We start from the raw sequence: 24,030 nt of genomic DNA on the forward strand, positions 1-24,030 counted from the left end.
GGCGCTGCGCTTATCCGGCCTACTCAATCCCCAGGTCGGGTAAGCAAACGCGCCCTTACAGCGGCTGCGTCTGCGCCTCAACCACCGCCAGCGCCACCATATTCACGATACGGCGCACGGAGGCAATCGGCGTTAACACGTGCACCGGTTTTGCCACGCCCATCAGCACCGGTCCTACGGTCACCCCTTCAGAGCTGGAGACGCGCAGCAGGTTGTAGCTGATACGCGCCGCTTCCACGTTCGGCATAATCAGGATGTTCGCCGACCCCTTCAGCGGGCTATCCGGCATACGTTCGTTGCGGATGCTCTCCACCAGCGCGGCATCACCGTGCATTTCCCCGTCAATCATCAGCTCCGGCGCACGCTCGCGCACCAGTTCCAGAGTCTGGCGCATTTTGCACGCCGCCGCGGATTTGGACGAACCAAAGTTTGAGTGCGACAGCAGCGCCACCTTCGGCTCAATACCAAAGCGACGCACGGTCTCGGCGGCCATCACGGTGATCTCCGCCAGTTCGTCCGGGGTTGGATCGTCGTTCACGTAGGTATCGGCAATAAAGGTGTTGCCGCTCGGCAGCAGCAGCGCGTTCATCGCCCCGGCGGTGTGCACGCCGTCGCGATAGCCGAAGATCTCCTGCACCACGCTGAAATGCTCGTGGTAATCGCCGATGGTGCCGCAGATCAGCGCATCCGCCTCGCCGCGATGGACCATGATCGCGCCGATGACCGTAGTATTGCTGATCACCGCCCGCTGCGCCTGTTCCTGGGTGATCCCGCGACGCTTCATGATCGCGTAATATTCGTTCCAGTACTCCTTGAAGCGCGGATCGGATTCGTTGTTAACGATCTCAAAGTCCACGCCCGGCTTGATCTGCAGGCCCAGCTTCTGAATGCGCATCTCGATCACGCTCGGACGACCAATCAGGATCGGCTTCGCCAGCCCTAAGGTGATCAGCTCCTGCGTGGCGTGCAGCACGCGCGCCTCTTCCCCTTCCGCCAGCACCACGCGCTTCGCGTCTGCGCGAGCCTGAGAGAAGATCGGCTTCATAAACAGGTTGGTTTTGTAGACAAACTCGGTGAGCTTATCGACGTACGCGTCGAAATCCTGAATCGGACGCGTCGCCACGCCGGAGTCCATCGCCGCTTTGGCAACGGCTGGCGCAATTTTTACAATCAGGCGTGGATCGAACGGTTTTGGAATGATGTAGTCCGGGCCAAAGCTCAGATCCTGATCCCCGTACGCGGAGGCGACCACTTCGCTCTGCTCAGCGTGCGCCAGCTCAGCGATGGCGTGAACGGCGGCAAGCTTCATCTCTTCGTTGATCGCCGTCGCGCCAACGTCCAGCGCCCCGCGGAAGATGAACGGGAAGCAGAGCACGTTGTTCACCTGGTTCGGGTAGTCCGAACGGCCGGTACAGATAATGGCGTCTTCGCGCACCGCTTTCGCCAGCGGCGGGAGGATTTCCGGTTCCGGGTTCGCCAGCGCCAGGATCATCGGCGCGCGCGCCATTTTCTGCACCATTTCCTGGGTCAGCACTTTCGGGCCTGAACAGCCGAGGAAGATATCCGCGCCGTCAATCACGTCCTCAAGCGTGCGCTTGCCGTCATCTTCCACGGCATACGCCGCTTTGGTTTCCGCCATGTTCGGCTCGCGGTCTTTGTAGATAACGCCCTTAGAGTCGCAGACCACGATATTGTGTTTCTGCATCCCTAGCGCCACCAGCAGGTTCATACAGGCGATGGCCGCCGCGCCCGCGCCGGAGACCACCATGCGCACGTCGGAGAGATTTTTCTCCACCACGCGCAGGCCGTTGAGAATGGCAGCGGTGCTGATAATCGCCGTGCCGTGCTGGTCGTCATGGAACACGGGAATGTTCATACGCTCGCGCAACTTCTGCTCGATATAGAAACATTCCGGCGCTTTGATGTCTTCCAGGTTGATCCCGCCGAAGGTCGGCTCCAGCGCGGCCACCACGTTGATGAACTTATCGGGATCGAGTTCGTCCACTTCGATATCGAACACGTCGATACCGGCGAATTTCTTAAACAGTACGCCCTTCCCTTCCATCACCGGTTTACCGGCCAGGGCACCAATGTTGCCCAGGCCCAGCACCGCCGTACCGTTAGAGATAACGGCGACAAGGTTGCCGCGCGCGGTGTATTTGTAGGCCGCCAGCGGATCTTTTTCGATCTCCAGACACGGCGCAGCCACGCCCGGCGAGTAGGCCAGCGCCAGATCGCGCTGGGTCGCCAGCGGCTTGGTTGGGGAGACCTGAATTTTACCGGGGACAGGGAACTCGTGAAAATCGAGGGCACTCTGTTTTAACTGATCGTCCATCTTGTTATTCCTTTTACGTATCGGTCAGATAGTATCGCCGCTGAGCAGCGCATAAACTTTGAAGGCTGCCAAACTCTCACCATCACACATTAAAAATTGTTATCAATTTATAACAGCCATGTTACCCGTCTCAAAAGCAATGCCTGCCCCGTCTGCTATGCTTTTTTGTTAAGTCCATCATGATTTTCTCAGAAGTGTGAACTAACGCACTCATCTAACTCTTTTATTTCCAAGGAGTAATTATTTATGAACCAGCTAGACGGCATCAAACAATTCACCACCGTGGTTGCAGACAGCGGCGACATCGAGTCGATTCGCCACTATCAGCCAGAGGACGCGACCACCAACCCTTCGCTGCTTCTGAAAGCGGCGGGGCTTGCCCATTTTAGCCATCTGATTGACGACGCGATTGCCTACGGTAAACAGCGCGGGAAAACGCAGGAGCAGCAGGTTGCTGAAGCCAGCGACAAGCTGGCGGTTAATTTTGGTGCGGAAATTCTGAAAAGCATTCCGGGGCGCGTGTCGACCGAAGTGGATGCCCGCCTCTCATTCGACCAGGAAAAGAGTATTAACAAAGCGCGCCGCCTGGTGGAGCTCTACCAGGAACAGGGGATCGATAAGTCACGCATTCTGATCAAGCTCGCGTCCACATGGGAAGGCATCCGCGCGGCAGAGGTTCTGGAAAAAGAGGGGATCCACTGCAACCTGACGCTGCTGTTCTCCTTTGCCCAGGCGCGCGCCTGTGCCGAAGCGGGCGTGTTCCTGATCTCGCCGTTTGTCGGGCGCATCTACGACTGGTATCAGGCGAAACAGCCGATGGACCCGTACGTGGTAGAGGAAGACCCTGGCGTGAAGTCGGTGCGTAATATCTACGATTATTACAAACAGCACCGCTACGAAACCATCGTGATGGGCGCCAGCTTCCGCCGCACCGAGCAGATCCTGGCGCTCGCAGGGTGTGACCGTCTGACCATCTCCCCTGACCTGCTGAAAAAGCTGCAGGAGAGCGACGAAACGGTGATCCGCAAGCTGGTGCCGACCTCTACCGTCCTGCCAAAACCGAAAGCCATGACCGAAGCGGAGTTCCGCTGGGAGCATAATCAGGACCCTATGGCCGTGGAAAAACTGGCGGACGGCATCCGCCAGTTCGCCGTCGACCAGCGAAAACTCGAAGATCTTCTCGCCGCCAAACTTTAACCTTGCCACGGAGTGAACTATGTCCCGTAAAGAGCTCGCCAACGCCATTCGCGCACTCAGCATGGATGCCGTACAAAAAGCCAATTCCGGCCACCCTGGCGCCCCGATGGGGATGGCCGATATTGCCGAAGTGCTGTGGAACGACTTCCTGAAGCACAACCCCACTGACCCAACCTGGTACGACCGCGACCGTTTTATTCTCTCCAACGGTCACGCCTCGATGCTGCTTTACAGCCTGCTGCACCTTTCCGGCTACGACCTGCCGCTTGAGGAGTTAAAAAACTTCCGCCAGCTGCACTCCAAAACGCCGGGCCACCCGGAGATCGGCTATACACCTGGCGTGGAAACGACCACCGGCCCGCTGGGCCAGGGCCTGGCGAATGCCGTCGGCCTGGCAATTGCCGAGCGTACGCTGGCCGCGCAGTTCAACCAGCCCGATCACGAGATTGTCGACCACTACACCTACGTCTTTATGGGTGACGGCTGCCTGATGGAGGGGATCTCCCACGAGGTCTGCTCGCTGGCGGGCACGCTGGGGCTCGGCAAGCTGATTGGCTTCTATGACCACAACGGCATCTCCATCGACGGGGAAACCGAGGGCTGGTTTACCGACGACACGGCAAAACGCTTTGAGGCCTATCACTGGCACGTGGTGCACGAGATTGACGGCCACGATCCGGAAGCGGTGAAAAAAGCGATTCAGGAAGCGCAGAGCGTGAAGGACAAACCGTCCCTGATTATCTGCCGTACCACCATTGGCTTCGGCTCGCCGAACAAAGCGGGCAAAGAAGAGGCGCACGGCGCGGCGCTGGGCGAAGAGGAAGTGGCGTTAACCCGCCAGAAACTGGGCTGGAAATATCCGCCGTTTGAGATCCCGAAAGAGATCTACAGAGCATGGGACGCGCGCGAAGCGGGTGAAAAAGCGCAGCAGGCCTGGAACGAAAAATTTGCTGCCTACAAAAAAGCGCACCCGGAGCTGGCCGCCGAGTTTTCCCGCCGCATGAGCGGCGGCCTGCCGGAAGACTGGGACGATAAAACCCAGGCGCTGATTGAAAATCTGCAGTCCAACCCGGCGAAAATCGCTACCCGTAAGGCGTCGCAAAATACCCTGAACGCGATTGGCCCTCTCCTGCCTGAGCTGCTCGGCGGCTCGGCGGATCTGGCGCCAAGCAACCTGACCATCTGGTCAGGCTCTAAATCCCTGAAGGAAGACATTGCCGGGAACTACATCCACTACGGCGTGCGCGAGTTCGGGATGACCGCGATTGCTAACGGCATCGCCCATCACGGCGGCTTCGTGCCCTACACCGCCACCTTCCTGATGTTCGTCGAGTACGCCCGAAACGCGGCGCGTATGGCGGCGTTGATGAAGGCCCGGCAGATCATGGTCTACACCCATGACTCCATCGGGCTGGGGGAAGATGGCCCAACGCACCAGGCGGTAGAGCAGCTGGCGAGCCTGCGCTTAACGCCAAACTTCAGCACCTGGCGTCCGTGCGATCAGGTCGAAGCCGCGGTGGGCTGGAAGCTGGCCGTTGAGCGCCATAACGGGCCCACGGCGCTGATCCTGTCGCGCCAGAACCTGGCGCAGATCGAGCGCACACCGGAGCAGGTAAAAAACATCGCCCGTGGCGGGTACATCCTGAAAGACAGCGGCGGCAAGCCGGACGTGATCCTGATTGCCACCGGTTCCGAGGTGGAAATCACGGTGAAAGCGGCGGAGAAGCTGACCGCCGAAGGTCACGCGGTGCGCGTGGTATCTCTGCCTTCAACGGATATTTTTGACGCCCAGGACGAGGCGTATCGGGAATCGGTGCTGCCTTCCAGCGTTGCGACGCGCGTGGCGGTGGAAGCGGGTATTGCCGACTACTGGTATAAGTACGTGGGGCTGAAAGGGGCAATTGTAGGCATGCGGGGTTACGGTGAATCCGCTCCTGCCGACAAGCTGTTCCCGTATTTCGGCTTTACCGTTGAGAACGTGGTGGAGAAAGCGCTGAGCGTGTTGTAGTGCGACAGCGCCATCCGGCAAAACTAGCGAGTGATCCAGAGCGTGGGCCAGGCGTCTGGCCCATTCCAGCTATCGCAGCTTGGCTCTTCCGCGTAGCGTACCAGGCGAAAACGCTGGCCGTCAAAACGCCAGCGCGTCTGGATCCCGCAGTCTCCAATACCGCGTCCCAGCGCCAGTGTCGTCAACTCGCGCGTTTTCTCATCAAAGCGGGCGTTCATCAGCTCCATATCGCTGCTCTGGCTGGAGGGGGTGAACGGCAGACGTAACCTGACGCTACGGGCGGCGAACGGTTTTTTACGTGAGACCTGCCACGCCAGATCGACCGTGTTATAGGCCCCCGCTTCACAGCTGACGATCAACAGCGCTTTGTCATCCGTTAATGCAGTGACGCGTACTTCACGGCGGTTAGGATCCAGCGAGCACTGGCTGTTGTTCATCCGCCACGTCCCATAATCCAGCAGATCGTTCAGCTCGTTATGCGTCAGCGGCGTCGGCGTCGGGTTCACCACGGCCACCTTTTTTAATGCCGGTGCAGGAGGCACGCTCAGCGGCGGGCTATCTCCTTTTTTAATCCATGCCGTTTCGCTGCCAACGCGCTTCTGCTGGGCGTCGATAAACAGCAGCGCCGCCTTCAGACCGACCAGCGAGATCGTCTGCTTCCCCCCGCGCAGGGTCAGCGCCTGCCCTTCCTGAATGGTTTTCAGAAACGTAGTGATGGTACCCGCATCGTCAGTTTTGAGATGCCAGGGGGTTAACTGCCAGTGCTGCGAATTGAGCTTTAACGGAACGTTGTCGAGCAGCAGGCGCGGGGCAATGTCAGGCTCTTTAACCGGCGGGGCCGAAAGCCCGCCGAGATCGATGCGCAGGCTGGCGTCCGTTTTGGCGCCTGCGCTACGGCTCAGCGCCATGACCAGACCGCGATGCTCGCCGGTATTCCGGGCAACACAAAAATTCTGGTTATTGCAGGTAACCTGCCAGTCTGAAAAAGACTGCTGCGCGGGCGCAGCCCACACCAGAGGCGCGGGTAGCACGCAGAAAAAGAAGAGAAGCAAAACGCAGTAGCGCATGAATGGCACAGCCCCGGAAACGAAAAGGTCAATCTGGGGCGTATCTTCGTGCCCAGGGCGGGCGGGCTCAATCGGATTTATCGGATAGATTTATCTGAAATACACGTTATCACGACATCGGTTTAGGGTTCATTAAGCCGCTGGTTTGCAGATACTGTAACAGGATCACCGCTTTACCGTCGCGGATCTCGCCGCTTGTCACCATCTCAACGGCCTGGGTGAAAGGCATTTCCAGCACTTCAATGTCTTCATCCTCCACGCCGCCGCCGCGATGCGTGCGCTGGGCATCGGTGTATTCCGCAATGAAGAAATGGACCAGCTCGGTCACCCCGCCAGGGGACATGAAAAGCTCAAAGACTTTTTGCACCTCGCCCACTTCAAAACCGGTCTCCTCAACGGCTTCCTTGCGGATGCAGACTTCCGGCTCATCGTCATCAAGCAGGCCGGCGCAGGTTTCAATCAGGCGCCCGTCCGCGTTGCCGTTAACCCAGGTCGCGACCCGAAACTGGCGAATCAGCACTACGCTTTGCTTCTCACGGTTATACAGCAAAATGGTTGCACCATTGCCCCGGTCGTAGACTTCGCGTTTGTGGCGAATCACGTCACCGTTCTTACGGGTTAAATCGTAAGTGATGTTACGCAGAACAAAGTAATTTTCAGAAAGGATTTTGTCTTTGATAACGGTAATGTTCAGGGACATACGGGCTCCACGGCTAAATGAGTCTGTTTATACTACTCCGTGAAGCCCGCTTTGTCGTCCGTCGGCTCAGGCGGCGCGTTACTTCTCGCCAGATTTCAGGTTAATGCCCAAAGCAGCTTTTGGATCAATAACCTTATCTTTAGTATGAATAAGCTATTTGCTCGCCACCGCGTTATCAGGCACTGTACAACTGCCCATGACCTGTGGCTGAGCCATTTTATGCAGAGATCCGTTCCGTGACCGTTAAACGCCCCGTTTCCGGAAGCCTTGCCTGGGCTTTCTTTTCGATCATTGCCCTGTCCGTGCTGACCAGCACCGTCGCGCTGCTGACGCTTGCCAGCAGCCAGCGTGACGCCGAAGCTATCAACATTGCGGGCTCGCTGCGCATGCAGAGCTACCGCCTCGGCTACGAGATGCAGCGCAACAGCCCGTCCCTTATGGCGCATCGTGAGAACTGGCAGCGAACGTTAAGCGCGCCTTCCCTGGAGAAGCTGAACCGCTGGTACGTCCCGGACAACGTCAAGGCGCGCTATCAGCAGCTGCATGTGGCCTGGCTGGACATGGACAAGCACATCGCCCGCGGCGACAGCGCATGGTATGACGCTCACATTGAGGATTTTGTCGGCCGCATTGATGCCTTTGTGCTCGCCCTCCAGCACTACACCGAAAATAAAATCCAGACGGTGACGCTCCTCTCTCTGGCTGGCGCGCTCGGGATCCTGCTGCTGACGCTGTTTACCCTGCGGCGCATCCGTCGCCAGGTGGTGTTGCCGCTGAACAACCTGGTGGCCGCCAGCGAACGCATTGAGCGAGGGGAATTTACCACCCCGGCGCCGGACACCGCGCTCCCCAACGAGCTGGGCCAGCTCTCCCGCGCCTTCAACCATATGTCGGGCGAGCTACATACTCTCTATCGGTCGCTCGAAGCCTCCGTCGCGGAAAAGACGCGGCATTTGCATGAAGCCCACCAGCAGCTCGACATGCTGTTCAAATGCTCCCAGGCGCTGAATACCGGGCAGATAGACAGCCTGTGCTTCCGACATATTTTGCAGATTGTGCATGAATACACGCAGATGAATTACCTGGAGCTACGCACCAGCGACGACTGGCGGCTGTGTGAAGGAACAGAGGCGAGCGGCATTTCTCTGCAAACCCTGCCGGTGCTGATGCAGGATACCCTCTACGGCGAGCTGCGCTGGCAAAGCGAGACGGGCAGTGTTCCTCTTCCGCTGATGAGAAGCGTGGCGACCATGCTCGGACGTGGGCTGTACTTTAACCAGGCGCAGAAGCATTACCAGCAGCTGCTGCTGATGGAGGAGCGCGCCACCATCGCCCGCGAGCTGCATGATTCGCTGGCGCAGGTACTCTCCTATCTGCGGATCCAGCTCACGCTGCTTAAACACGCCGTGCCGGCGGAAAATGCCTCCGCGCAGACGATCATCACCGACTTCTCCCGCGAGCTGAACAACGCCTGGCAGCAACTGCGCGAGCTGCTGACAACCTTCCGCCTGACGCTAAACCATGCGAATTTACCCGCGGCGCTGCAGGAGTCTCTCGATGCCCTGCAGAGCCAGACGCAGGCGAAGCTGCACCTCGACTGCCGCCTCTCCACCCTGGCGCTTGACGCGCAGAAGCAGGTGCATTTGCTGCAGATCGTGCGGGAGGCCGTCCTGAATGCGATTAAGCACGCGCAGGCAAGCGAGATCACCGTCAGCTGCGTGACCGCCGTGGACGGCACGCACAGCGTCAGCATTCGCGACAACGGCATCGGGATTGGCGAGGCCAGCGAGCCGCCGGGACACTACGGGCTGAACATTATGCGAGAACGCGCGCAACGGCTCGGCGGAATACTGCACTTCTCGCAGCCGCAAAACGGCGGCACGCAGGTCAGCGTGACGTTCCCCGCACCCGCGCCGTTAACAGGTAAATAACGGTAAAGGGGGAAGCGCCGGGAAAAGCGCATGATAATTTACATTATCTCCTTTATTTCTCCACGTTTGGCCTGGGCCTTACCGCTAAAGTGATGCGGGCAATAAACAATAATGACGTGCAGCAAAACGAGGTCACACTTTCATGGCGAATTTTTTCATCGATCGCCCCATTTTTGCCTGGGTGCTTGCCATCCTGTTGTGTCTGACAGGTGTCCTGGCGATTACTTCTCTTCCCGTTGAGCAATATCCCGATCTGGCACCGCCTAACGTGCGTGTCACAGCAAACTACCCCGGCGCGTCCGCACAAACGCTGGAAAATACCGTGACGCAGGTTATCGAGCAGAACATGACGGGTCTGGATAATCTGATGTACATGTCCTCCCAAAGCAGCGCCACGGGACAGGCCACGGTTACCCTGAGCTTTGAGGCGGGCACCGACCCGGACGAAGCGGTGCAGCAGGTACAAAACCAGCTGCAGTCGGCCATGCGTAAATTGCCCCAGGCCGTGCAGAACCAGGGCGTCACCGTGCGTAAAACCGGTGATACCAACATTCTGACCATCGCGTTTGTCTCCACCGATGGCTCAATGGATAAACAGGACATTGCGGACTACGTCGCCAGTAATATTCAGGACCCGCTCAGCCGTATTAACGGCGTGGGGGATATCGACGCCTACGGCTCACAGTACTCGATGCGTATCTGGCTGGATCCCAACAAGCTGAACAGCTATCAGATGACGGCAACCGACGTGACGGACGCCATCAAAGCCCAGAACGCCCAAATTGCCGTGGGGCAACTGGGAGGCACGCCTTCCGTCGATAAACAGGCCCTGAACGCCACCATTAATTCGCAATCTCTGCTTCAGACCCCGGACCAGTTCCGCAACATCACCCTGCGCGTGAATCAGGATGGCTCAGAAGTGCGTCTGGGCGACGTTGCTAAGGTGGAAATGGGTGCGGAGAAATACGATTACCTGAGCCGCTTTAACGGCAACCCGGCCTCTGGACTGGGAATTAAGCTGGCCTCCGGCGCAAACGAAATGGCGACGGCGAAGCTGGTATTGGACCGTCTGGACGAACTGTCGCAGTATTTCCCGCACGGGCTGGAGTACAAAGTCGCCTATGAAACCACCTCCTTCGTTAAAGCCTCGATTGAGGACGTAGTCAAAACCCTGCTGGAAGCGATCGCCCTGGTGTTCCTGGTCATGTACCTGTTCCTGCAAAACTTCCGCGCCACGCTGATCCCCACCATTGCCGTCCCGGTGGTGCTGCTGGGCACCTTTGCGGTGCTTTACGCGTTCGGCTACAGCATCAACACCCTGACGATGTTTGCCATGGTGCTGGCGATTGGCCTGCTGGTGGACGATGCCATTGTGGTGGTCGAAAACGTCGAGCGCATCATGAGCGAAGAGGGGCTATCCCCGCGTCAGGCGACGCGTAAATCGATGGGACAAATTCAGGGGGCGTTGGTCGGTATCGCGATGGTGCTGTCGGCGGTCTTTATCCCGATGGCCTTCTTTGGCGGTACAACCGGGGCGATTTACCGTCAGTTCTCAATCACCATCGTCTCGGCGATGGTGCTCTCCGTGCTGGTGGCGCTGATCCTCACTCCCGCGCTCTGCGCCACCCTCCTTAAGCCGCTGCACAAAGGGGAACATCACGGCCAGAAAGGGTTCTTCGGCTGGTTTAACCGCATGTTCAACCGCAACGCCGAGCGGTATGAATCTGCCGTCGGCAAAGTGCTACACCGCAGCTTGCGCTGGATGATGATTTACGTTGTGCTGCTGGGCGGCATGGTGTGGCTATTCCTGCATCTTCCCACCTCGTTCCTGCCGCAGGAAGACCGGGGGATGTTCATCACCTCGGTGCAGCTCCCGAGCGGATCCACCCAGCAGCAGACGCTAAAGGTGGTTCAGACCGTTGAGCAGTACTTCTTCACCAAAGAGAAAAATAACGTTGTTTCGGTCTTCTCTACCGTCGGCTCCGGCCCTGGCGGGAACGGGCAGAACGTCGCCCGCATGTTTGTCCGCCTGAAAGACTGGGACGAACGCGACGCCAGAACGGGAACCTCGTTCGCCATCATTGAACGCGCAACCAAAGCGTTTGCCCGCATTAAAGAGGCGCGCGTCTTTGCCAGCAGCCCGCCCGCGATCAGCGGCCTGGGCAGTTCCGCCGGGTTTGATATGGAGCTGCAGGATCACGCCGGCGCGGGCCACTCGGCCCTGATGGCCGCGCGCGATAAGCTGCTAGAACTAGCAGGGAAAGATCCCGGCCTGACCCGCGTTCGTCACAACGGTCTTGACGACAGCCCGCAGCTTCAGGTGGATATCGACCAGCGTAAAGCTCAGGCGCTGGGCGTGTCGATCGACGATATCAACGACACCCTGCAAACCGCATGGGGCTCAAGCTACGTAAATGACTTTATGGATCGCGGCCGCGTGAAAAAAGTGTATGTCCAGGCAGCCGCGCCGTTCCGCATGTTGCCGGATGATATTAACCGCTGGTTTGTACGCAATAATTCTGGCGGGATGGTCCCCTTCTCCGCCTTTGCCACCTCGCGCTGGGAGAGCGGTTCGCCGCGCCTGGAGCGCTATAACGGCTATTCGGCAGTTGAAATCGTCGGGGAAGCCGCGCCGGGCGTCAGCACCGGTACCGCCATGGACACCATGGAAAAACTGGTGCAGCAGTTGCCCGCCGGTTTTGGTCTGGAATGGACGGCCATGTCTTACCAGGAGCGTCTCTCCGGGGCGCAGGCCCCTGCCCTCTATGCGCTTTCTTTGCTGGTGGTCTTCCTCTGCCTTGCCGCGCTGTATGAGAGCTGGTCGGTTCCGTTCTCGGTCATGCTGGTGGTGCCGCTTGGGGTTATCGGTGCGCTGCTGGCGACCTGGATGCGTGGCCTGGAGAACGACGTTTACTTCCAGGTGGGGCTACTTACGGTGATCGGCTTGTCGGCGAAAAACGCCATTCTGATCGTTGAGTTTGCCAACGAGATGAATGCCAAAGGCCACGAGCTGATGGCCGCCACGCTGCACGCCTGCCGCCAGCGCCTACGTCCGATCCTGATGACCTCACTGGCGTTTATTTTTGGCGTACTGCCGATGGCAACCAGCACGGGTGCAGGCTCAAGCAGCCAGCATGCGGTGGGTACCGGCGTCATGGGTGGGATGATTTCGGCCACCATCCTGGCGATTTATTTTGTGCCGCTGTTCTTTGTGCTGGTGCGTCGTCGCTTCCCGCTCCGGGAGCGACAGGAATAACCCGCAGTCATAAAAAAGGCGGCTTAATCGGCCGCCTTTTTATTGTGTGATTAATTCACACTATGGTTATTTTACTTATTTTAGTGCTCTTGCAATTCTTACTGAATGTCATTTACGAAGCATGCCTTCGATAAAATCTTTCCAGTTCCCCAGTTCACGTTCAATCATAACAACCTCTCTTATTATTATGCGCATTCTACGAAAACGTATCATCATTGTGAAGACTGTTTAACCAATCGCTGTGATTGTACCCCGCCACCGTTGGGGATTTATGATAAATATGAACGGAGGAGTTTAAATTTTGTGTGACGGCCAGCAATATTTTGAAATAACCCTACGAACGGGTGAGTTTTATTTTACGCGCTGAGTTTATTCAGAATTTAAACACGGTGGACATCTATGCTTAAATGGTGAAACTATATTCAGCGTACAAGTGTGAGTTGAATTAAGAAGAAGTGTAAATCCAGAGCATTCCTGAGTGTGTTATATTCCACCTAAAGATATATCTTCGAATTTACTGAACGTTTAATCGCCATAAGAGCAAAAGGATTCAACATGGTTGTGATGTACGGCATTAAAAATTGCGACACCATCAAAAAAGCACGCCGCTGGCTGGAAACTAATAACGTCGAGTACCGCTTCCACGATTATCGTGCCGACGGGCTTGATGCAGAATTTCTGCATACCGCCATTAACGAACTGGGATGGGAAGCGCTGCTGAACACCCGCGGCACCACCTGGCGTAAGCTGGACGAATCCGTGCGCGCCAGCATCAAAGACGCCGACAGCGCGGCAAAGTTAATGCTCGACATGCCGGCAATTATCAAACGCCCATTGCTCTGCAAGCCAGGTCAGCCTATGCTGCTGGGTTTCAGTGAAACCCTTTATTCTGACTTTTTCGTAGAGGTGTAGTGTATGTCATGCCCGGTCATTGAGCTGACTCAACAGCTTATTCGCCGTCCCTCCCTTAGCCCGGACGACGCAGGTTGTCAGGCATTAATGATTGAGCGCCTGCGCGCCATCGGTTTTACCGTTGAGCGCATGGATTTTGGCGACACCCAGAACTTCTGGGCGTGGCGCGGCCAGGGCGAAACGCTGGCCTTTGCCGGGCACACTGACGTCGTTCCCGCGGGTGACGCTGATCGCTGGATTAATCCGCCGTTTGAGCCGACCATCCGCGATGGCATGCTCTTCGGCCGCGGCGCGGCAGACATGAAAGGTTCGCTGGCGGCAATGGTTGTGGCGGCAGAGCGCTTTGTGGCTCAGCATCCGAACCACAAAAACCGTCTCGCGTTCTTGATCACCTCCGATGAAGAAGCCAGCGCCCATAACGGTACCGTGAAGGTCGTTGAGGCGCTGATGGCGCGCAATGAACGTCTTGACTACTGTCTGGTCGGCGAGCCGTCCAGTACCGAAGTGGTGGGTGATGTCGTCAAAAATGGTCGCCGCGGCTCGCTGACCTGTAACCTGACCATACATGGGGTTCAGGGGCATGTGGCCTACCCGCATCTGGCCGATAACCCGGTCCACCGTGCCGCGCCAATGCTGAACGAACTGGTAGGCATCGAGTGGGATAAAGGCAACGAGTTCTTCCCGCCGACCAGCATGCAGATCGCCAACGTCAAGGCCGGAACCGGCAGCAACAACGTCATCCCGGGAGATTTCTTCGTCCAGTTCAACTTCCGCTTCAGTACCGAACTGACCGACGAGACGATCAAAGCGCGCGTTGTCGCTCTGCTGGAAAAATACAACCTGCGCTACACCGTTGACTGGTGGCTTTCCGGCCAGCCGTTCCTGACGCAGCGCGGCAAGCTGGTGGATGCGGTGGTGAACGCCATTGAGCACTATAATGAAATTAAGCCGCAGCTGCTGACGACGGGCGGCACCTCAGACGGACGCTTTATCGCCCGCATGGGTGCACAGGTTGTCGAACTGGGTCCGGTTAACGCGACGATTCACAAAATCAACGAGTGTGTGAACGCAGCCGATTTACAACTGCTGGCCCGCATGTATCAACGTATTATGGAGCAACTCGTCGCCTGACGAGCGCTCAGAGAGGAATAGCGAATGGATTGGCTTGCAAAGTACTGGTGGATTCTGGTGCTGGTGTTTCTGGTCGGCGTACTGCTGAACGTGATTAAAGACCTTAAGCGCGTTGACCACAAAAAGTTTCTCGCGAATAAGCCGGATCTCCCGCCGCACCGTGATTTTAACGACAAGTGGGACGATGATGACGACTGGCCGAAGAAAGACCAGAAGAAGTAATCGGTCTGTATCCCCTCTCCTGTGGAGAGGGGATAACCTCACATAAACTCAACAATATCATCATCATTCGGCTTACCGCCGCTGAGCGCTTCATCAAAGTAGTGCTTCGGCACGGTATAGCGCAGATGGTCGAGCGCAAACTGCATGCTGCGGTCGTCGATCGCGTGGCCCAGATCGTCAACAATATCCAGCGTCACATCCCCACCCTCACGCACCAGCGCTTCCTGGGCAGCTACCGCATGCGAAAGCTCAATCACCCGATCTTCACCACCGTGAATGAGATGGATGGTGGTTTGCGTGGTCGCGCTTGTCGGTAGCGTTGCATAACGCCCGTTAAAGGCGATGACGCGTGAAGCCAGACCGGGCTGCGCTTTTACGCTTTCCAGCGACATGATTGACCCCTGCGAGAAGCCAATCAGCGCCGTTGCGTCAGCGCCTACGCCGCTCTGCTGCTGCCAGTAGCGCACGATGTCGATAAACGTGGGCATGATCGCATCAATGCGCGCCTGACGGTTCTCCTCCGTCACGCCCTGAACCGGGAACCACTGCCGTCCGTCTGGACCGCACGGCTCCACGCCGCCGATGCTGACGATCAATGCTTCCGGAAAAACGGGCGCAAACCAGCGGCCAATCTGTCCCATATTGACGGCATTATCGCCCACGCCATGAAACAGGAGCAGTAACTGTTTAGCCGGTTTGTCAGGGCTTTGAACAACAAAATGGTCGTGTTTCATGGCGGTCTCCTTAATTGATGAGCAGGATTTTACGCCTCTGCGGGGTAATGACCATGCCACTTTACTGAAGAAGTCATTGAAAAAATTACCATTGCAAAATGTCGGCTTTCAGCTGCTGGCAGCGGGAATAATCAAGGCTCTCAAGCGCTTGCGCGGTTTCACTCCGCAGTTTAGCCAGCAGCGCTTTTCGCCCCATCTCCTCCGTCTTACCCTCTATTTTCCCGCGCAGCGCCGGAAGCGGCATGTCTGTAGCTAACACCAGCCGCGTCAGGGCAGCAACCGAGGTTGAAAACGCCCGGTGCGCAAAGGCAAACCCCGCCAGCTCCAGCCAGTCGTCACTATTAAGGGTAGCTTCCCAGGCATCGGTCACCGGGATCTTTTCGCCGTTCCAGGCCGAAAGAACGCGCATATCACGACACAGGCGCTGGTGCTCCTGCGCGCACAGGCGGTGCCCGGCCTCGCTATGCGGCAGTAAGGCCATCGCCGTGTAGCACCCGCTGCTGGCTTCCCGATGGCTGCCCATTCGCACCAGCACAAAGCCGCACTGCCGCCAGAAACGCCACAACTCGTCGGTATAGCCAAAGCTTACCGAGAGATAATCTTCACCGCTGACGCAGCGAATAAGCCGCTGGCCGATGCCTTCCCGTTGACGGTAGGGATGCACCGCAATGCGGCTAATCCGCTGCCCCTTCAGCGTCGCCGCGAGAGGCGACCCGCCGTGCGCCGCCAGTGACTGCGCCACAAGGTTCCCGCGAGGACGACGAAAGCCCGCCCACACCGCGCGGCTCAGATCGGGGGGCAATCCCCCCTCTTCCACCAGCCAGAGCGCGCCCGCCATATCCGCCCCCGCGTGTGCAACCGCAAAGTGCTGGCCGGGGGCGTCCATCATCCGGCGTAAATCGAGCGGGGACGTCCGGTAGTGCGCGGCACACAGCAGTTCATACACGCTTGCCACGCGCGCCGGGTCGCTCTCCCACATCCGCGGCTCCAGCAACCTTATACGCACGTCACCTTCCGGTTTGCGGTCAATAAGCGCGTCGTCAAACAGCAGCGTATTCGCCACTATCCGCTCAAGCGGACACCCGGCCGCCCAGCGAATGGGGGTGGTTAAGGTATAGCGCCGCAGCCCGCTGAACCGGGCGCAGAACTTAAGCAGAAACCCCCTGCCCGTGCCTTCATAACCCTGGACCGTGGTGGTCAGCAACACGCGGGGAAAGCGCGACACCAGCTTGTCCAGCAGCGGGCCGGGGATGGCTGCGGCTTCATCAACAATCAGCCAGTCGGCTTCTGTCGTGGAGGCCAGCAGCGCATCCGGGGCCATAAAGTGAAAACGCTCGCCAGCGAAGCGCGCAATGACATCCGTTGCCCCTTTGGCCGGTGCAGTGACCACCGCACTCCCCTGAATGCTGTTGAGCAGCATCCCCGCCAGGGCTGACTTTCCGCGCCCCCGCGGTGCCGTCACGGCAGCGACGCCCGCAGGCATGGTCAGAAGCGCGTCGAGGATCTCCGCCTGCTCGCGCTGCGGCTCGCCGCTGGCTGGCTGCCAGGCGGGCGAATCCGGCGCAGCGGGAAGAGAGAGAGGACGATGCTGTTGCCAGAGGATCGCATCCGCATCGGCGGCAAGCGTCCGGCAAAAATGGTGAACGAAGCGCGGGGTGGCGATCGGTTCCGCGCTGTCGCTCCAGCGCACGGAATCGCCGTCGGGCCTGTCGGCCCAGTCAGCGAGAGGCGGCACCAGCAGCACCAGCAGGCTTCCGGCGCGCAGCGTCCCGCTGAGTGCGGCAAAGGCTGAGACATCAAACCCGGCACGCGCGTCAAAAACGGCGTGCAGGTATTCGCGCCCCAGCATCCCGCTAACGGCTTTTGAGGGATTCTCCTCCAGCCACAGCCAGTCTCCCGGCAAGGCATCACGCAGGCCAGCCGCCTGGCTCAACGTCCATTGTTCATCGCCAGTGAGCACCACCAGACGGCGGTGCCCGGTACGCTCAAGCTCGCGCGTCAGATGTTCAAACGACACCATCACATGGCTTTGCCGAAGGTATTACACTGGGCCGGATCGCCGCTGTCAAAGCCGCGCTTGAACCAGCTGTAGCGCTGCTGTGACGTACCGTGAGTGAAACTGTCCGGCACGACATGACCCTGGCTCTGCTGCTGCAAACGGTCGTCGCCGATGGCCTCAGCCGCGTTTAATGCCTCTTCAAGATCTCCGGATTCCAGCACGCCCTGCTGCTGCATGCTGTGGCCCCAGACGCCCGCGAAGCAGTCCGCCTGCAGTTCCATTTTGACGGAAAGGCGGTTCACTTCGGCCTGAGACGCGTTCTGCTGAAGCTGGCGCACTTTGGGCTCAATCCCCAGCAGCTTTTGCACGTGATGGCCGACTTCATGCGCGATAACGTAGCCCTGAGCAAAATCACCGTCAGCGCCAAGCTTGCGTTTCATGTCATCGTAAAAAGAGAGATCGATATAGACGGTGCCGTCTGCCGGGCAATAGAATGGCCCCATAACAGATTGCCCGGTACCGCATCCGGTGCGGGTTGCGCCCCGGTACATCACCAGCTTAGGCTGCTGGTAGGTGCGCCCCATCTTCTCGAACTGCTGACTCCAGGTGTCTTCAGTTGTGGCGAGAATAACGGAGGTAAATTTGGCCGCTTCATCTTCATTCGGGCTGATGGAGTGCTGAGAATGCTGTTGCTGCTGCAGCGGTTGACCGGTCATCAGACCGGTGAGGTCGACCCCGTAGTAACCTGCGACCAGCACCACAATCAGCAGGATGATACCGCCCTTGCCGCTGGGTAAGCGGAAGCCGGGCCCGCCCATTGAAGGACCGCCGCCACCATCACTGCGTCTGTCTTCTACATTGTCACTTTCACGACGCCCTTGCCAGCGCATAACCACCTCGAACTATTCCATTAATAATAGCTATGATCGTAGGCGGTTAACGGCAAGATTACCATAGGAAACAAAGGTAAGACGCCAAAGGATGCGAACATCCTTTGGCAACTGAGGGACTTAGTCGAGCTTAACGCCTAAACGGTGAGCTACCGCCTCGTACGCTTCAATCAGGCCACCCAGGCTCTGACGGAAACGGTCTTTATCCATTTTATCCAGGGTTTCTTTATCCCACAGGCGGCTGCCGTCCGGGGAGAACTCGTCGCCCAGCACCACTTCACCTTTGAACAGACCAAACTCCAGCTTGAAGTCGACGAGGATCAGGCCCGCGTCATCAAACAGCTTTTTCAGCACGTCGTTGGCTTTGTAGGTCAGTTCCTGCATGCGCGCCAGGTTCTCTTTGCTCACCCAGCCGAAGGTTTCGCAGTAGGATTCGTTGACCATTGGGTCGTGCATAGCATCGTTTTTCAGGAACAGGTCGAACAGCGGTGGATTCAGCTCGATACCTTCTTCAATGCCCAGACGCTTCACCAGGGAGCCTGCCGCACGGTTACGAATCACGCATTCAACCGGAACCATATCCAGTTTTTTCACCAGACATTCCGTATCGGACAGCAACGCTTCCATCTGGGTCGGGATACCCGCTTCGGCCAGTTTGGTCATAATGAAGTGGTTGAACTTGTTGTTCACCATGCCTTTACGATCGAACTGCTCAATGCGGGCGCCATCCCCTGCTGACGTATCATTGCGGAACTCGAGCACCAACAGATCCGGGTTCTCCGTGCTGTATACGGTCTTCGCTTTGCCACGATACAACTCAGCTTGCTTCTGCATCTTCATTACTCCTGGTGTGATAATTTGCGTTCAAAACGGGGTATATTATGCCACGCACACGTTTGCGTAGCACGAAAATAAAAAGGGCGGGATTAACCCGCCCTCGTATTTATTTGCTGAATGCTGCCTGGAAGACAGCGACCAGCGCATCGTTCTGCGCCTGGGTCAGCGTGTGACCTTTTGGATCGATAAACTGCAGGCTGCTGCGGTTATCGAGGTCACCTACCTGAATCTTGTAATCACCGGAGGCAAGCTGAGGATCTTTGGCGCCCAGCTCCTGCCACGCGCTGTCGGACAGCGGCTTATAGGTCGCCGTCATGCTGCCGGTTGAACGGGTGCTGTCGGTCACTTTCATGCCCACTTTTTCCAGCGTCGCTGGCAGGCGCTGCCAGGTCTGGTTAAACGGTGCACGCACCACCAGCATTGGCAGGCCGGTGTCATCCGCGCCGCTCTGAACGTCGTAAGTGACGCCGTTACGGTTCTGCGCGGCGTTGGCGGCATCGGTAGCGGTCTTATCCAGACCTGCGGCGATCACGTTCAGCATTTCAGTGCTGTAACGCTGCATAGAGGCGGCATCCGCAACCGGTTTACCCGCCTGCTCCAGGTTCAACAGCTTAACGTTAACTGCCTGCTGGTAACCCTGTGGTTTCACGGAGACCTGATAGCGTCCACGGTACTGCTGATCTTCATCAAGACGGTTCCACTCGATCCAGTCGGTGGTTAACGTCTGGCTGGCGTCATCGCGCTTATCAATGGTGTAATTCTTCGCCTGAATAACGCTGACGACCTGTGGCCACAGATTGCTTCCGCGCGCGCTTTCAACCAGCAAAGACGCCGTGTCACCGGTGAACTGGGTACGCGCCCCGCTTACCAGCGCCAGAGGCTGTGCTGGCGGACGAATATCAAGCGCTTTACCAACCAGGCCGCTGCCGTTGGTCACGGGAATATTATAATCGCCGTTTTGAATCGGCAGGATCATACCAGCCGGTGCATGAAGTTCAGCAAGCGGGGTCGCATCCAGATAGGATTCATCACCGCTCACCTGGCGCTTGTAGCGCGAGTCTGAACTACAGGCAGCGAGCAGCATAACAAGCGAAACACTCGCAACCTTCGCCAGGCGCGACTTCTGTACTGAATAAGCCATCAAATCTCCCTAAACTTTACAGCAAACCGGCATGCTTCAGCGCTGCCCTGACGATGTCGCGACCGTGGTCGGTAATCGGTGTCATTGGCAAACGCAGCGTATCGGATGCTACAAGCCCCAACTCCTTACACGCCCATTTCACTGGGATCGGATTGGGTTCGACAAATAATTTATTGTGCAACGGCATCAGACGCTGATTAATGACACGCGCTTCATTATAGTGACCGGCTGCGGCCAGTTTGCACATTTCAGCCATATCGCGCGCCGCAACGTTCGCCGTTACGGAGATCACGCCATGACCACCAAGCTGCATAAAGTCCAGCGAGGTCGCATCATCACCACTCAACAGGATAAAGTCGTCTGAAACCAGCTCTTTGATCTGATGAACGCGGCTTAAGTTCCCTGTCGCCTCTTTAATACCGATAATATTTTTTACTTCCGAGAGACGACCTACGGTTTCCGGCAGCATATCGCAGCCGGTACGGGACGGCACATTATACAGAATTTGTGGCAAGTCAGTATGTTCAGCGATGGCTTTGAAGTGCTGGAACAAACCTTCCTGAGTAGGACGGTTGTAGTAAGGGGTGACCGTCAGACAGCCCACGATGCCGCTGTCGTTAAAACGTTTGGTCAGGCTGATCGCTTCTGCGGTCGCATTAGCACCTGTCCCCGCAATGACCGGAATACGTCCGTCAGCCAGTTCCAGGGTCAGCATAACCACATCGCCGTGCTCTTCATGGCTCAGCGTTGCAGATTCACCGGTAGTCCCTACCGAAACGATCGCCGAGGTTCCATTGGCGACATGGTAATCAATCAGCTTTTTCATGCTGGACCGGCAGACATTACCTTTTTCATCCATCGGTGTAACAAGCGCGACAATACTTCCCGTGAACATGAGCCATCCTCTGTGCGAACAAGAGCCTCAATGGTACGTTTGGAACTGTAATAAAAGCAAGCGACCTGAGGCCCTCTGGCGGTTGTATGCACGTTTTTTTTATGCTTTCCTTAGGAAGACTTAACCATGCAAAGGAAGAACAGGTTTGACAACCTCATCACAACATTACCTGGTTATCACCGCGCTGGGTGCCGACAGGCCGGGTATCGTGAACACCATCACCCGTCACGTGAGCAGCTGCGGCTGTAACATCGAAGACAGCCGCCTGGCGATGCTCGGCGAAGAGTTCACGTTTATCATGCTGCTGTCCGGAACATGGAATGCCATTACCCTTATTGAATCCACCCTGCCGCTGAAAGGCGCGGAGCTGGATTTGCTGATCGTCATGAAGCGCACCACCGCGCGCCCGCGTCCGGCCATGCCCGCGACCGTCTGGGTGCAGGTTGAAGTCCCTGATTCTCCGCATCTGATTGAGCGCTTTACCGCGCTGTTCGACAGCCATCAGATGAACATTGCCGAACTCGTCTCCCGCACGCAGCCGGGCAACGAAAGCACCGTTCCCACGCTCTTTATTCAAATTACCGCACACAGCCCTGCCTCACAGGATGCGTCAAATATCGAGCAAGCGTTCAAAGCCCTCTGTACAGAATTAAACGCGCAGGGCAGTATAAGCGTCGTCAATTATTCGCAGCACGAACAGGATGGAGTTGAGTAATGAATCCACTGAAAGCCGGTGACATCGCACCGAAATTTAGCTTACCGGATCAAGACGGTGAGCAAGTAAATTTGACCGACTTCCAGGGACAGCGTGTTCTGGTCTATTTCTACCCGAAAGCCATGACCCCCGGCTGCACCGTACAGGCCTGCGGCTTACGCGACAACATGGACGAGTTGAAGAAAGTCGGCGTGGAAGTGCTGGGAATCAGCACGGATAAACCAGAAAAGCTGTCACGATTTGCGGAAAAAGAGCTGCTGAACTTCACGCTGCTTTCCGACGAAGACCACCAGGTCTGCGAGCAGTTCGGCGTCTGGGGTGAAAAGACCTTTATGGGTAAAACCTACGACGGCATTCACCGCATCAGCTTCCTGATTGACGCTGACGGTAAAGTTGAACATGTGTTTGACGACTTCAAAACCAGCAACCACCACGACGTGGTGTTGAACTGGCTGAAAGCAAGCGCCTGAAGTGAGTGTCGGGTGGCGCTTCGCCTTACCCGACCTACAAGGTAAATGCAAAACGGTAGCGCATGCTACCGTTTTTAGTATTTGCCCCCTCTCCCCGTGGGCTGAGGGATCCCCAGTAATTTTTTCCTGAAGCGATGAACATTGCTTCAGAGAAATGAATCACTTACAGCGATGTCCTGGTCCGGCTGTAAATCGCTGAGGCGTTTGCCTTCCGGCCGGGGCGAGGCGCATGGATGCGCCGAGAGGGCGGGCTTTACAGGGACGTTACCTCCGCCCGTCCCCGACAAGCCGGAAGGAATAAGCCGAAGGCACCGCGAAGCGGCGATTTACCGCCGGGAGCCCGGGTCGCCAGGGCGGCGGCGATTGAGCCGCCCTGGCACGTTCACAGGTCATGTCCTTACAGAGTAGCAAGGAACATAAAGTGAACGGAATGTCCACTAGACCCGTATGTTCCCCCTCACCCCGCACAAAAACTACTTCTCTTCCACCGCAGGCACATCCGGCCACGCGTGCACCACCGCTTTAATCAGCGTCGCCAGTGGAATGGCAAAGAACACGCCCCAGAACCCCCACAGCCCGCCGAAAATCACCACCGACAGGATAATCACCAGCGGATGCAGGTTCACGGCCTCGGAGAACAGCACCGGCACCAGCAGGTTACCGTCCAGCCCCTGAATAATCAGGTATACCGCGAAGCAGCTCCAGAACTCGGTACCCAGCCCAAACTGGAACAGCGCAACGCCCACCACCGGAATGGTTACCACAAACGCGCCGATATACGGGATCAGAACCGAAAATCCGACCAGCACCGCCAGCAGCAGCGAGTAGTTCAGGCCGAAGATCAGGAAGCCAATCCAGGTGGCGACTCCCACGACTATCATCTCCAGCACCTTGCCGCGAATGTAGTTGGTGATCTGCTGGTTCATCTCCTGCCAGACCTGCCCGGCCAGCCCGCGATTGCGCGGCAGCACGCGGCGTACCGCGTTCAGCATCTGCTCTTTGTCCTTGACCAGGAAGAACACCATTAGCGGCACGAGCACAAGATAGACGGCCAGCGTCAGCAGACCCACCAGCGAGGCCAGAGAGTATTTCACCACCGAATCGCCCATCGTCATGATGCGGGCGCGCATGTTTTCGGCCATCGCATCTATGATCCCCGCATCCATCAGCGCGGGGTAACGACGCGGCAGCGTGGCGGCGAAATCAGACAGCTTGTTCAACATGCCGGGCATATCGCGGATCAGGTAGATCCCCTGCTGCCAGGCAACCGGCATCACCACAAATGCCATCAGCAGCAGAATGCCGACAAACAGCACCAGCACGATACTCGTTGCCCAGCGGCGCGAACAGCCGATATGTTCCAGGCGCGCCGTTGGCCACTCCAGCAGGTACGCGAGCACAATCGCCACCAGCAGAGGGGCGAGCAGGCCGCTGAAGAAGAACAGAATACCGAACCCGGCAACCAGAATAACCAGCAAAGCAATGGCTTCCGGGTCACTGAACCGACGCCGATACCACTGCATTAACATTTCGAGCATACAACCCTTCCCTGAATCGAATGGCGGGAGTGAGACGGTGAATTGTATCTAA

At 57.5% G+C, this 24,030-nt stretch carries 20 protein-coding genes; 9 read left to right on the top strand and 11 right to left on the bottom strand.

Annotated elements, in window-relative coordinates; all coding sequences use genetic code 11:
• Nucleotides 1-55: 55 nt before the first annotated feature.
• Complete coding sequence (gene maeB / locus IB212_RS16590) at nt 56-2,335, bottom strand: NADP-dependent oxaloacetate-decarboxylating malate dehydrogenase (protein WP_028014008.1); 2,280 nt, start codon at nt 2,333-2,335, stop codon at nt 56-58.
• Between the two features lie 246 nt (nt 2,336-2,581).
• On the opposite strand from maeB, the gene tal reads away from it, so the two are divergent.
• Nucleotides 2,582-3,532: a transaldolase gene (tal, locus tag IB212_RS16595; RefSeq protein ID WP_028014009.1), complete on the top strand. Its 951-nt coding sequence runs from the start codon at nt 2,582-2,584 to the stop codon at nt 3,530-3,532.
• A gap of 19 nt (nt 3,533-3,551) precedes the next feature.
• Nucleotides 3,552-5,540 carry a transketolase gene (tkt, locus tag IB212_RS16600; RefSeq protein WP_188246014.1) on the top strand — a complete coding sequence of 663 codons (1,989 nt, stop codon included), beginning with the start codon at nt 3,552-3,554 and terminating at the stop codon, nt 5,538-5,540.
• Nucleotides 5,541-5,563: 23 nt separating this feature from the next.
• Here tkt and IB212_RS16605 read toward each other — a convergent pair whose 3' ends face one another.
• Together IB212_RS16605 and nudK are read right to left on the bottom strand one after the other, a co-directional pair.
• Entirely contained in the window at nt 5,564-6,607 is a 1,044-nt protein-coding gene (locus IB212_RS16605) for a DUF1176 domain-containing protein (protein WP_060573477.1), read from the bottom strand.
• Nucleotides 6,608-6,716: 109 nt separating this feature from the next.
• Nucleotides 6,717-7,307: a GDP-mannose pyrophosphatase NudK gene (nudK, locus tag IB212_RS16610; protein WP_188246013.1), complete on the bottom strand. Its 591-nt coding sequence runs from the start codon at nt 7,305-7,307 to the stop codon at nt 6,717-6,719.
• Nucleotides 7,308-7,543: 236 nt separating this feature from the next.
• On the opposite strand from nudK, the gene narQ reads away from it, so the two are divergent.
• Together narQ and acrD are read left to right on the top strand one after the other, a co-directional pair.
• The gene (narQ, locus tag IB212_RS16615; protein WP_188246012.1) at nt 7,544-9,238 is read left to right on the top strand and encodes a nitrate/nitrite two-component system sensor histidine kinase NarQ; all 1,695 of its coding nucleotides are present in this window, start codon (nt 7,544-7,546) and stop codon (nt 9,236-9,238) included.
• Between the two features lie 142 nt (nt 9,239-9,380).
• Nucleotides 9,381-12,494: a multidrug efflux RND transporter permease AcrD gene (gene acrD / locus IB212_RS16620; RefSeq protein WP_188246011.1), complete on the top strand. Its 3,114-nt coding sequence runs from the start codon at nt 9,381-9,383 to the stop codon at nt 12,492-12,494.
• 108 nt (nt 12,495-12,602) lie between these two features.
• On the opposite strand, the gene ypfM is transcribed toward acrD, so the two are convergent.
• Nucleotides 12,603-12,662, bottom strand: a complete 60-nt coding sequence (gene ypfM, locus IB212_RS16625) for a protein YpfM (RefSeq protein WP_015572204.1) — start codon at nt 12,660-12,662, stop codon at nt 12,603-12,605.
• Nucleotides 12,663-13,049: 387 nt separating this feature from the next.
• Between ypfM and IB212_RS16630 the strand changes: the two genes are divergently transcribed.
• Genes IB212_RS16630 through IB212_RS16640 form a run of 3 tightly spaced genes read left to right on the top strand, consistent with a single transcriptional unit; the run spans nt 13,050 to nt 14,759 of the window.
• Nucleotides 13,050-13,406 carry an ArsC family reductase gene (locus tag IB212_RS16630; protein ID WP_028014015.1) on the top strand — a complete coding sequence of 119 codons (357 nt, stop codon included), beginning with the start codon at nt 13,050-13,052 and terminating at the stop codon, nt 13,404-13,406.
• A 3-nt stretch (nt 13,407-13,409) separates the two neighbouring features.
• Nucleotides 13,410-14,537, top strand: coding sequence for a succinyl-diaminopimelate desuccinylase (gene dapE / locus IB212_RS16635; RefSeq protein WP_028014016.1), 1,128 nt, complete (start codon nt 13,410-13,412; stop codon nt 14,535-14,537).
• 24 nt (nt 14,538-14,561) lie between these two features.
• Nucleotides 14,562-14,759, top strand: coding sequence for a YpfN family protein (locus IB212_RS16640; RefSeq protein ID WP_013098222.1), 198 nt, complete (start codon nt 14,562-14,564; stop codon nt 14,757-14,759).
• A gap of 38 nt (nt 14,760-14,797) precedes the next feature.
• Here IB212_RS16640 and ypfH read toward each other — a convergent pair whose 3' ends face one another.
• The 6 genes from ypfH to dapA all read right to left on the bottom strand — a co-directional run bounded on the left by ypfH (nt 14,798) and on the right by dapA (nt 21,255).
• Nucleotides 14,798-15,493 (bottom strand): esterase, encoded by a 696-nt coding sequence (gene ypfH, locus IB212_RS16645; RefSeq protein WP_028014017.1) that lies wholly within the window; start codon nt 15,491-15,493, stop codon nt 14,798-14,800.
• A gap of 85 nt (nt 15,494-15,578) precedes the next feature.
• A complete protein-coding gene (locus IB212_RS16650; RefSeq protein ID WP_188246015.1) occupies nt 15,579-17,513 on the bottom strand; it encodes a tRNA(Met) cytidine acetyltransferase TmcA in 1,935 nt (644 codons plus the stop codon).
• Nucleotides 17,513-18,382 (bottom strand): neutral zinc metallopeptidase, encoded by an 870-nt coding sequence (locus tag IB212_RS16655; RefSeq protein ID WP_045631016.1) that lies wholly within the window; start codon nt 18,380-18,382, stop codon nt 17,513-17,515. Before IB212_RS16655 ends, IB212_RS16650 begins: the two co-directional genes overlap by 1 nt.
• A gap of 120 nt (nt 18,383-18,502) precedes the next feature.
• Entirely contained in the window at nt 18,503-19,216 is a 714-nt protein-coding gene (gene purC / locus IB212_RS16660; protein WP_023332985.1) for a phosphoribosylaminoimidazolesuccinocarboxamide synthase, read from the bottom strand.
• Between the two features lie 109 nt (nt 19,217-19,325).
• Nucleotides 19,326-20,360 carry an outer membrane protein assembly factor BamC gene (gene bamC, locus IB212_RS16665; protein WP_028014020.1) on the bottom strand — a complete coding sequence of 345 codons (1,035 nt, stop codon included), beginning with the start codon at nt 20,358-20,360 and terminating at the stop codon, nt 19,326-19,328.
• A 16-nt stretch (nt 20,361-20,376) separates the two neighbouring features.
• A complete protein-coding gene (gene dapA, locus IB212_RS16670) occupies nt 20,377-21,255 on the bottom strand; it encodes a 4-hydroxy-tetrahydrodipicolinate synthase (protein WP_028014021.1) in 879 nt (292 codons plus the stop codon).
• Between the two features lie 145 nt (nt 21,256-21,400).
• Here dapA and IB212_RS16675 point away from each other — a divergent pair, with 145 nt between their 5' ends.
• On the top strand, nt 21,401-21,970 hold the full coding sequence (locus IB212_RS16675; RefSeq protein ID WP_188246010.1) for a glycine cleavage system transcriptional repressor: 570 nt from the start codon (nt 21,401-21,403) through the stop codon (nt 21,968-21,970).
• Nucleotides 21,970-22,440, top strand: a complete 471-nt coding sequence (gene bcp / locus IB212_RS16680) for a thioredoxin-dependent thiol peroxidase (protein ID WP_032659360.1) — start codon at nt 21,970-21,972, stop codon at nt 22,438-22,440. The genes IB212_RS16675 and bcp overlap by 1 nt, the downstream gene beginning before the upstream one ends.
• 473 nt (nt 22,441-22,913) lie before the next feature.
• Here the strand turns inward: bcp and IB212_RS16685 are convergent, their stop codons facing one another.
• On the bottom strand, nt 22,914-23,978 hold the full coding sequence (locus IB212_RS16685; protein ID WP_028014023.1) for an AI-2E family transporter: 1,065 nt from the start codon (nt 23,976-23,978) through the stop codon (nt 22,914-22,916).
• Nucleotides 23,979-24,030 lie beyond the last annotated feature (52 nt).

Origin of the sequence: Enterobacter sp. E12, assembly GCF_014596715.2 — a bacterium.
Lineage (GTDB): Bacteria > Pseudomonadota > Gammaproteobacteria > Enterobacterales > Enterobacteriaceae > Enterobacter > Enterobacter bugandensis.

What these genes read in the sequence shown, in the direction of transcription:
- purC (WP_023332985.1), bottom strand. Translation starts at nt 19,216, where the DNA reads ATGCAGAAGCAAGCTGAGTTGTATCGTGGCAAAGCGAAGACCGTATAC.
- ypfH (WP_028014017.1), bottom strand. Translation starts at nt 15,493, where the DNA reads ATGAAACACGACCATTTTGTTGTTCAAAGCCCTGACAAACCGGCTAAA.
- maeB (WP_028014008.1), bottom strand. Translation starts at nt 2,335, where the DNA reads ATGGACGATCAGTTAAAACAGAGTGCCCTCGATTTTCACGAGTTCCCT.
- IB212_RS16650 (WP_188246015.1), bottom strand. Translation starts at nt 17,513, where the DNA reads ATGGTGTCGTTTGAACATCTGACGCGCGAGCTTGAGCGTACCGGGCAC.
- bamC (WP_028014020.1), bottom strand. Translation starts at nt 20,360, where the DNA reads ATGGCTTATTCAGTACAGAAGTCGCGCCTGGCGAAGGTTGCGAGTGTT.
- acrD (WP_188246011.1), top strand. Translation starts at nt 9,381, where the DNA reads ATGGCGAATTTTTTCATCGATCGCCCCATTTTTGCCTGGGTGCTTGCC.
- IB212_RS16630 (WP_028014015.1), top strand. Translation starts at nt 13,050, where the DNA reads ATGGTTGTGATGTACGGCATTAAAAATTGCGACACCATCAAAAAAGCA.
- bcp (WP_032659360.1), top strand. Translation starts at nt 21,970, where the DNA reads ATGAATCCACTGAAAGCCGGTGACATCGCACCGAAATTTAGCTTACCG.
- IB212_RS16685 (WP_028014023.1), bottom strand. Translation starts at nt 23,978, where the DNA reads ATGCTCGAAATGTTAATGCAGTGGTATCGGCGTCGGTTCAGTGACCCG.
- IB212_RS16640 (WP_013098222.1), top strand. Translation starts at nt 14,562, where the DNA reads ATGGATTGGCTTGCAAAGTACTGGTGGATTCTGGTGCTGGTGTTTCTG.
- tal (WP_028014009.1), top strand. Translation starts at nt 2,582, where the DNA reads ATGAACCAGCTAGACGGCATCAAACAATTCACCACCGTGGTTGCAGAC.
- tkt (WP_188246014.1), top strand. Translation starts at nt 3,552, where the DNA reads ATGTCCCGTAAAGAGCTCGCCAACGCCATTCGCGCACTCAGCATGGAT.
- dapA (WP_028014021.1), bottom strand. Translation starts at nt 21,255, where the DNA reads ATGTTCACGGGAAGTATTGTCGCGCTTGTTACACCGATGGATGAAAAA.
- IB212_RS16605 (WP_060573477.1), bottom strand. Translation starts at nt 6,607, where the DNA reads ATGCGCTACTGCGTTTTGCTTCTCTTCTTTTTCTGCGTGCTACCCGCG.
- IB212_RS16655 (WP_045631016.1), bottom strand. Translation starts at nt 18,382, where the DNA reads ATGCGCTGGCAAGGGCGTCGTGAAAGTGACAATGTAGAAGACAGACGC.
- dapE (WP_028014016.1), top strand. Translation starts at nt 13,410, where the DNA reads ATGTCATGCCCGGTCATTGAGCTGACTCAACAGCTTATTCGCCGTCCC.
- nudK (WP_188246013.1), bottom strand. Translation starts at nt 7,307, where the DNA reads ATGTCCCTGAACATTACCGTTATCAAAGACAAAATCCTTTCTGAAAAT.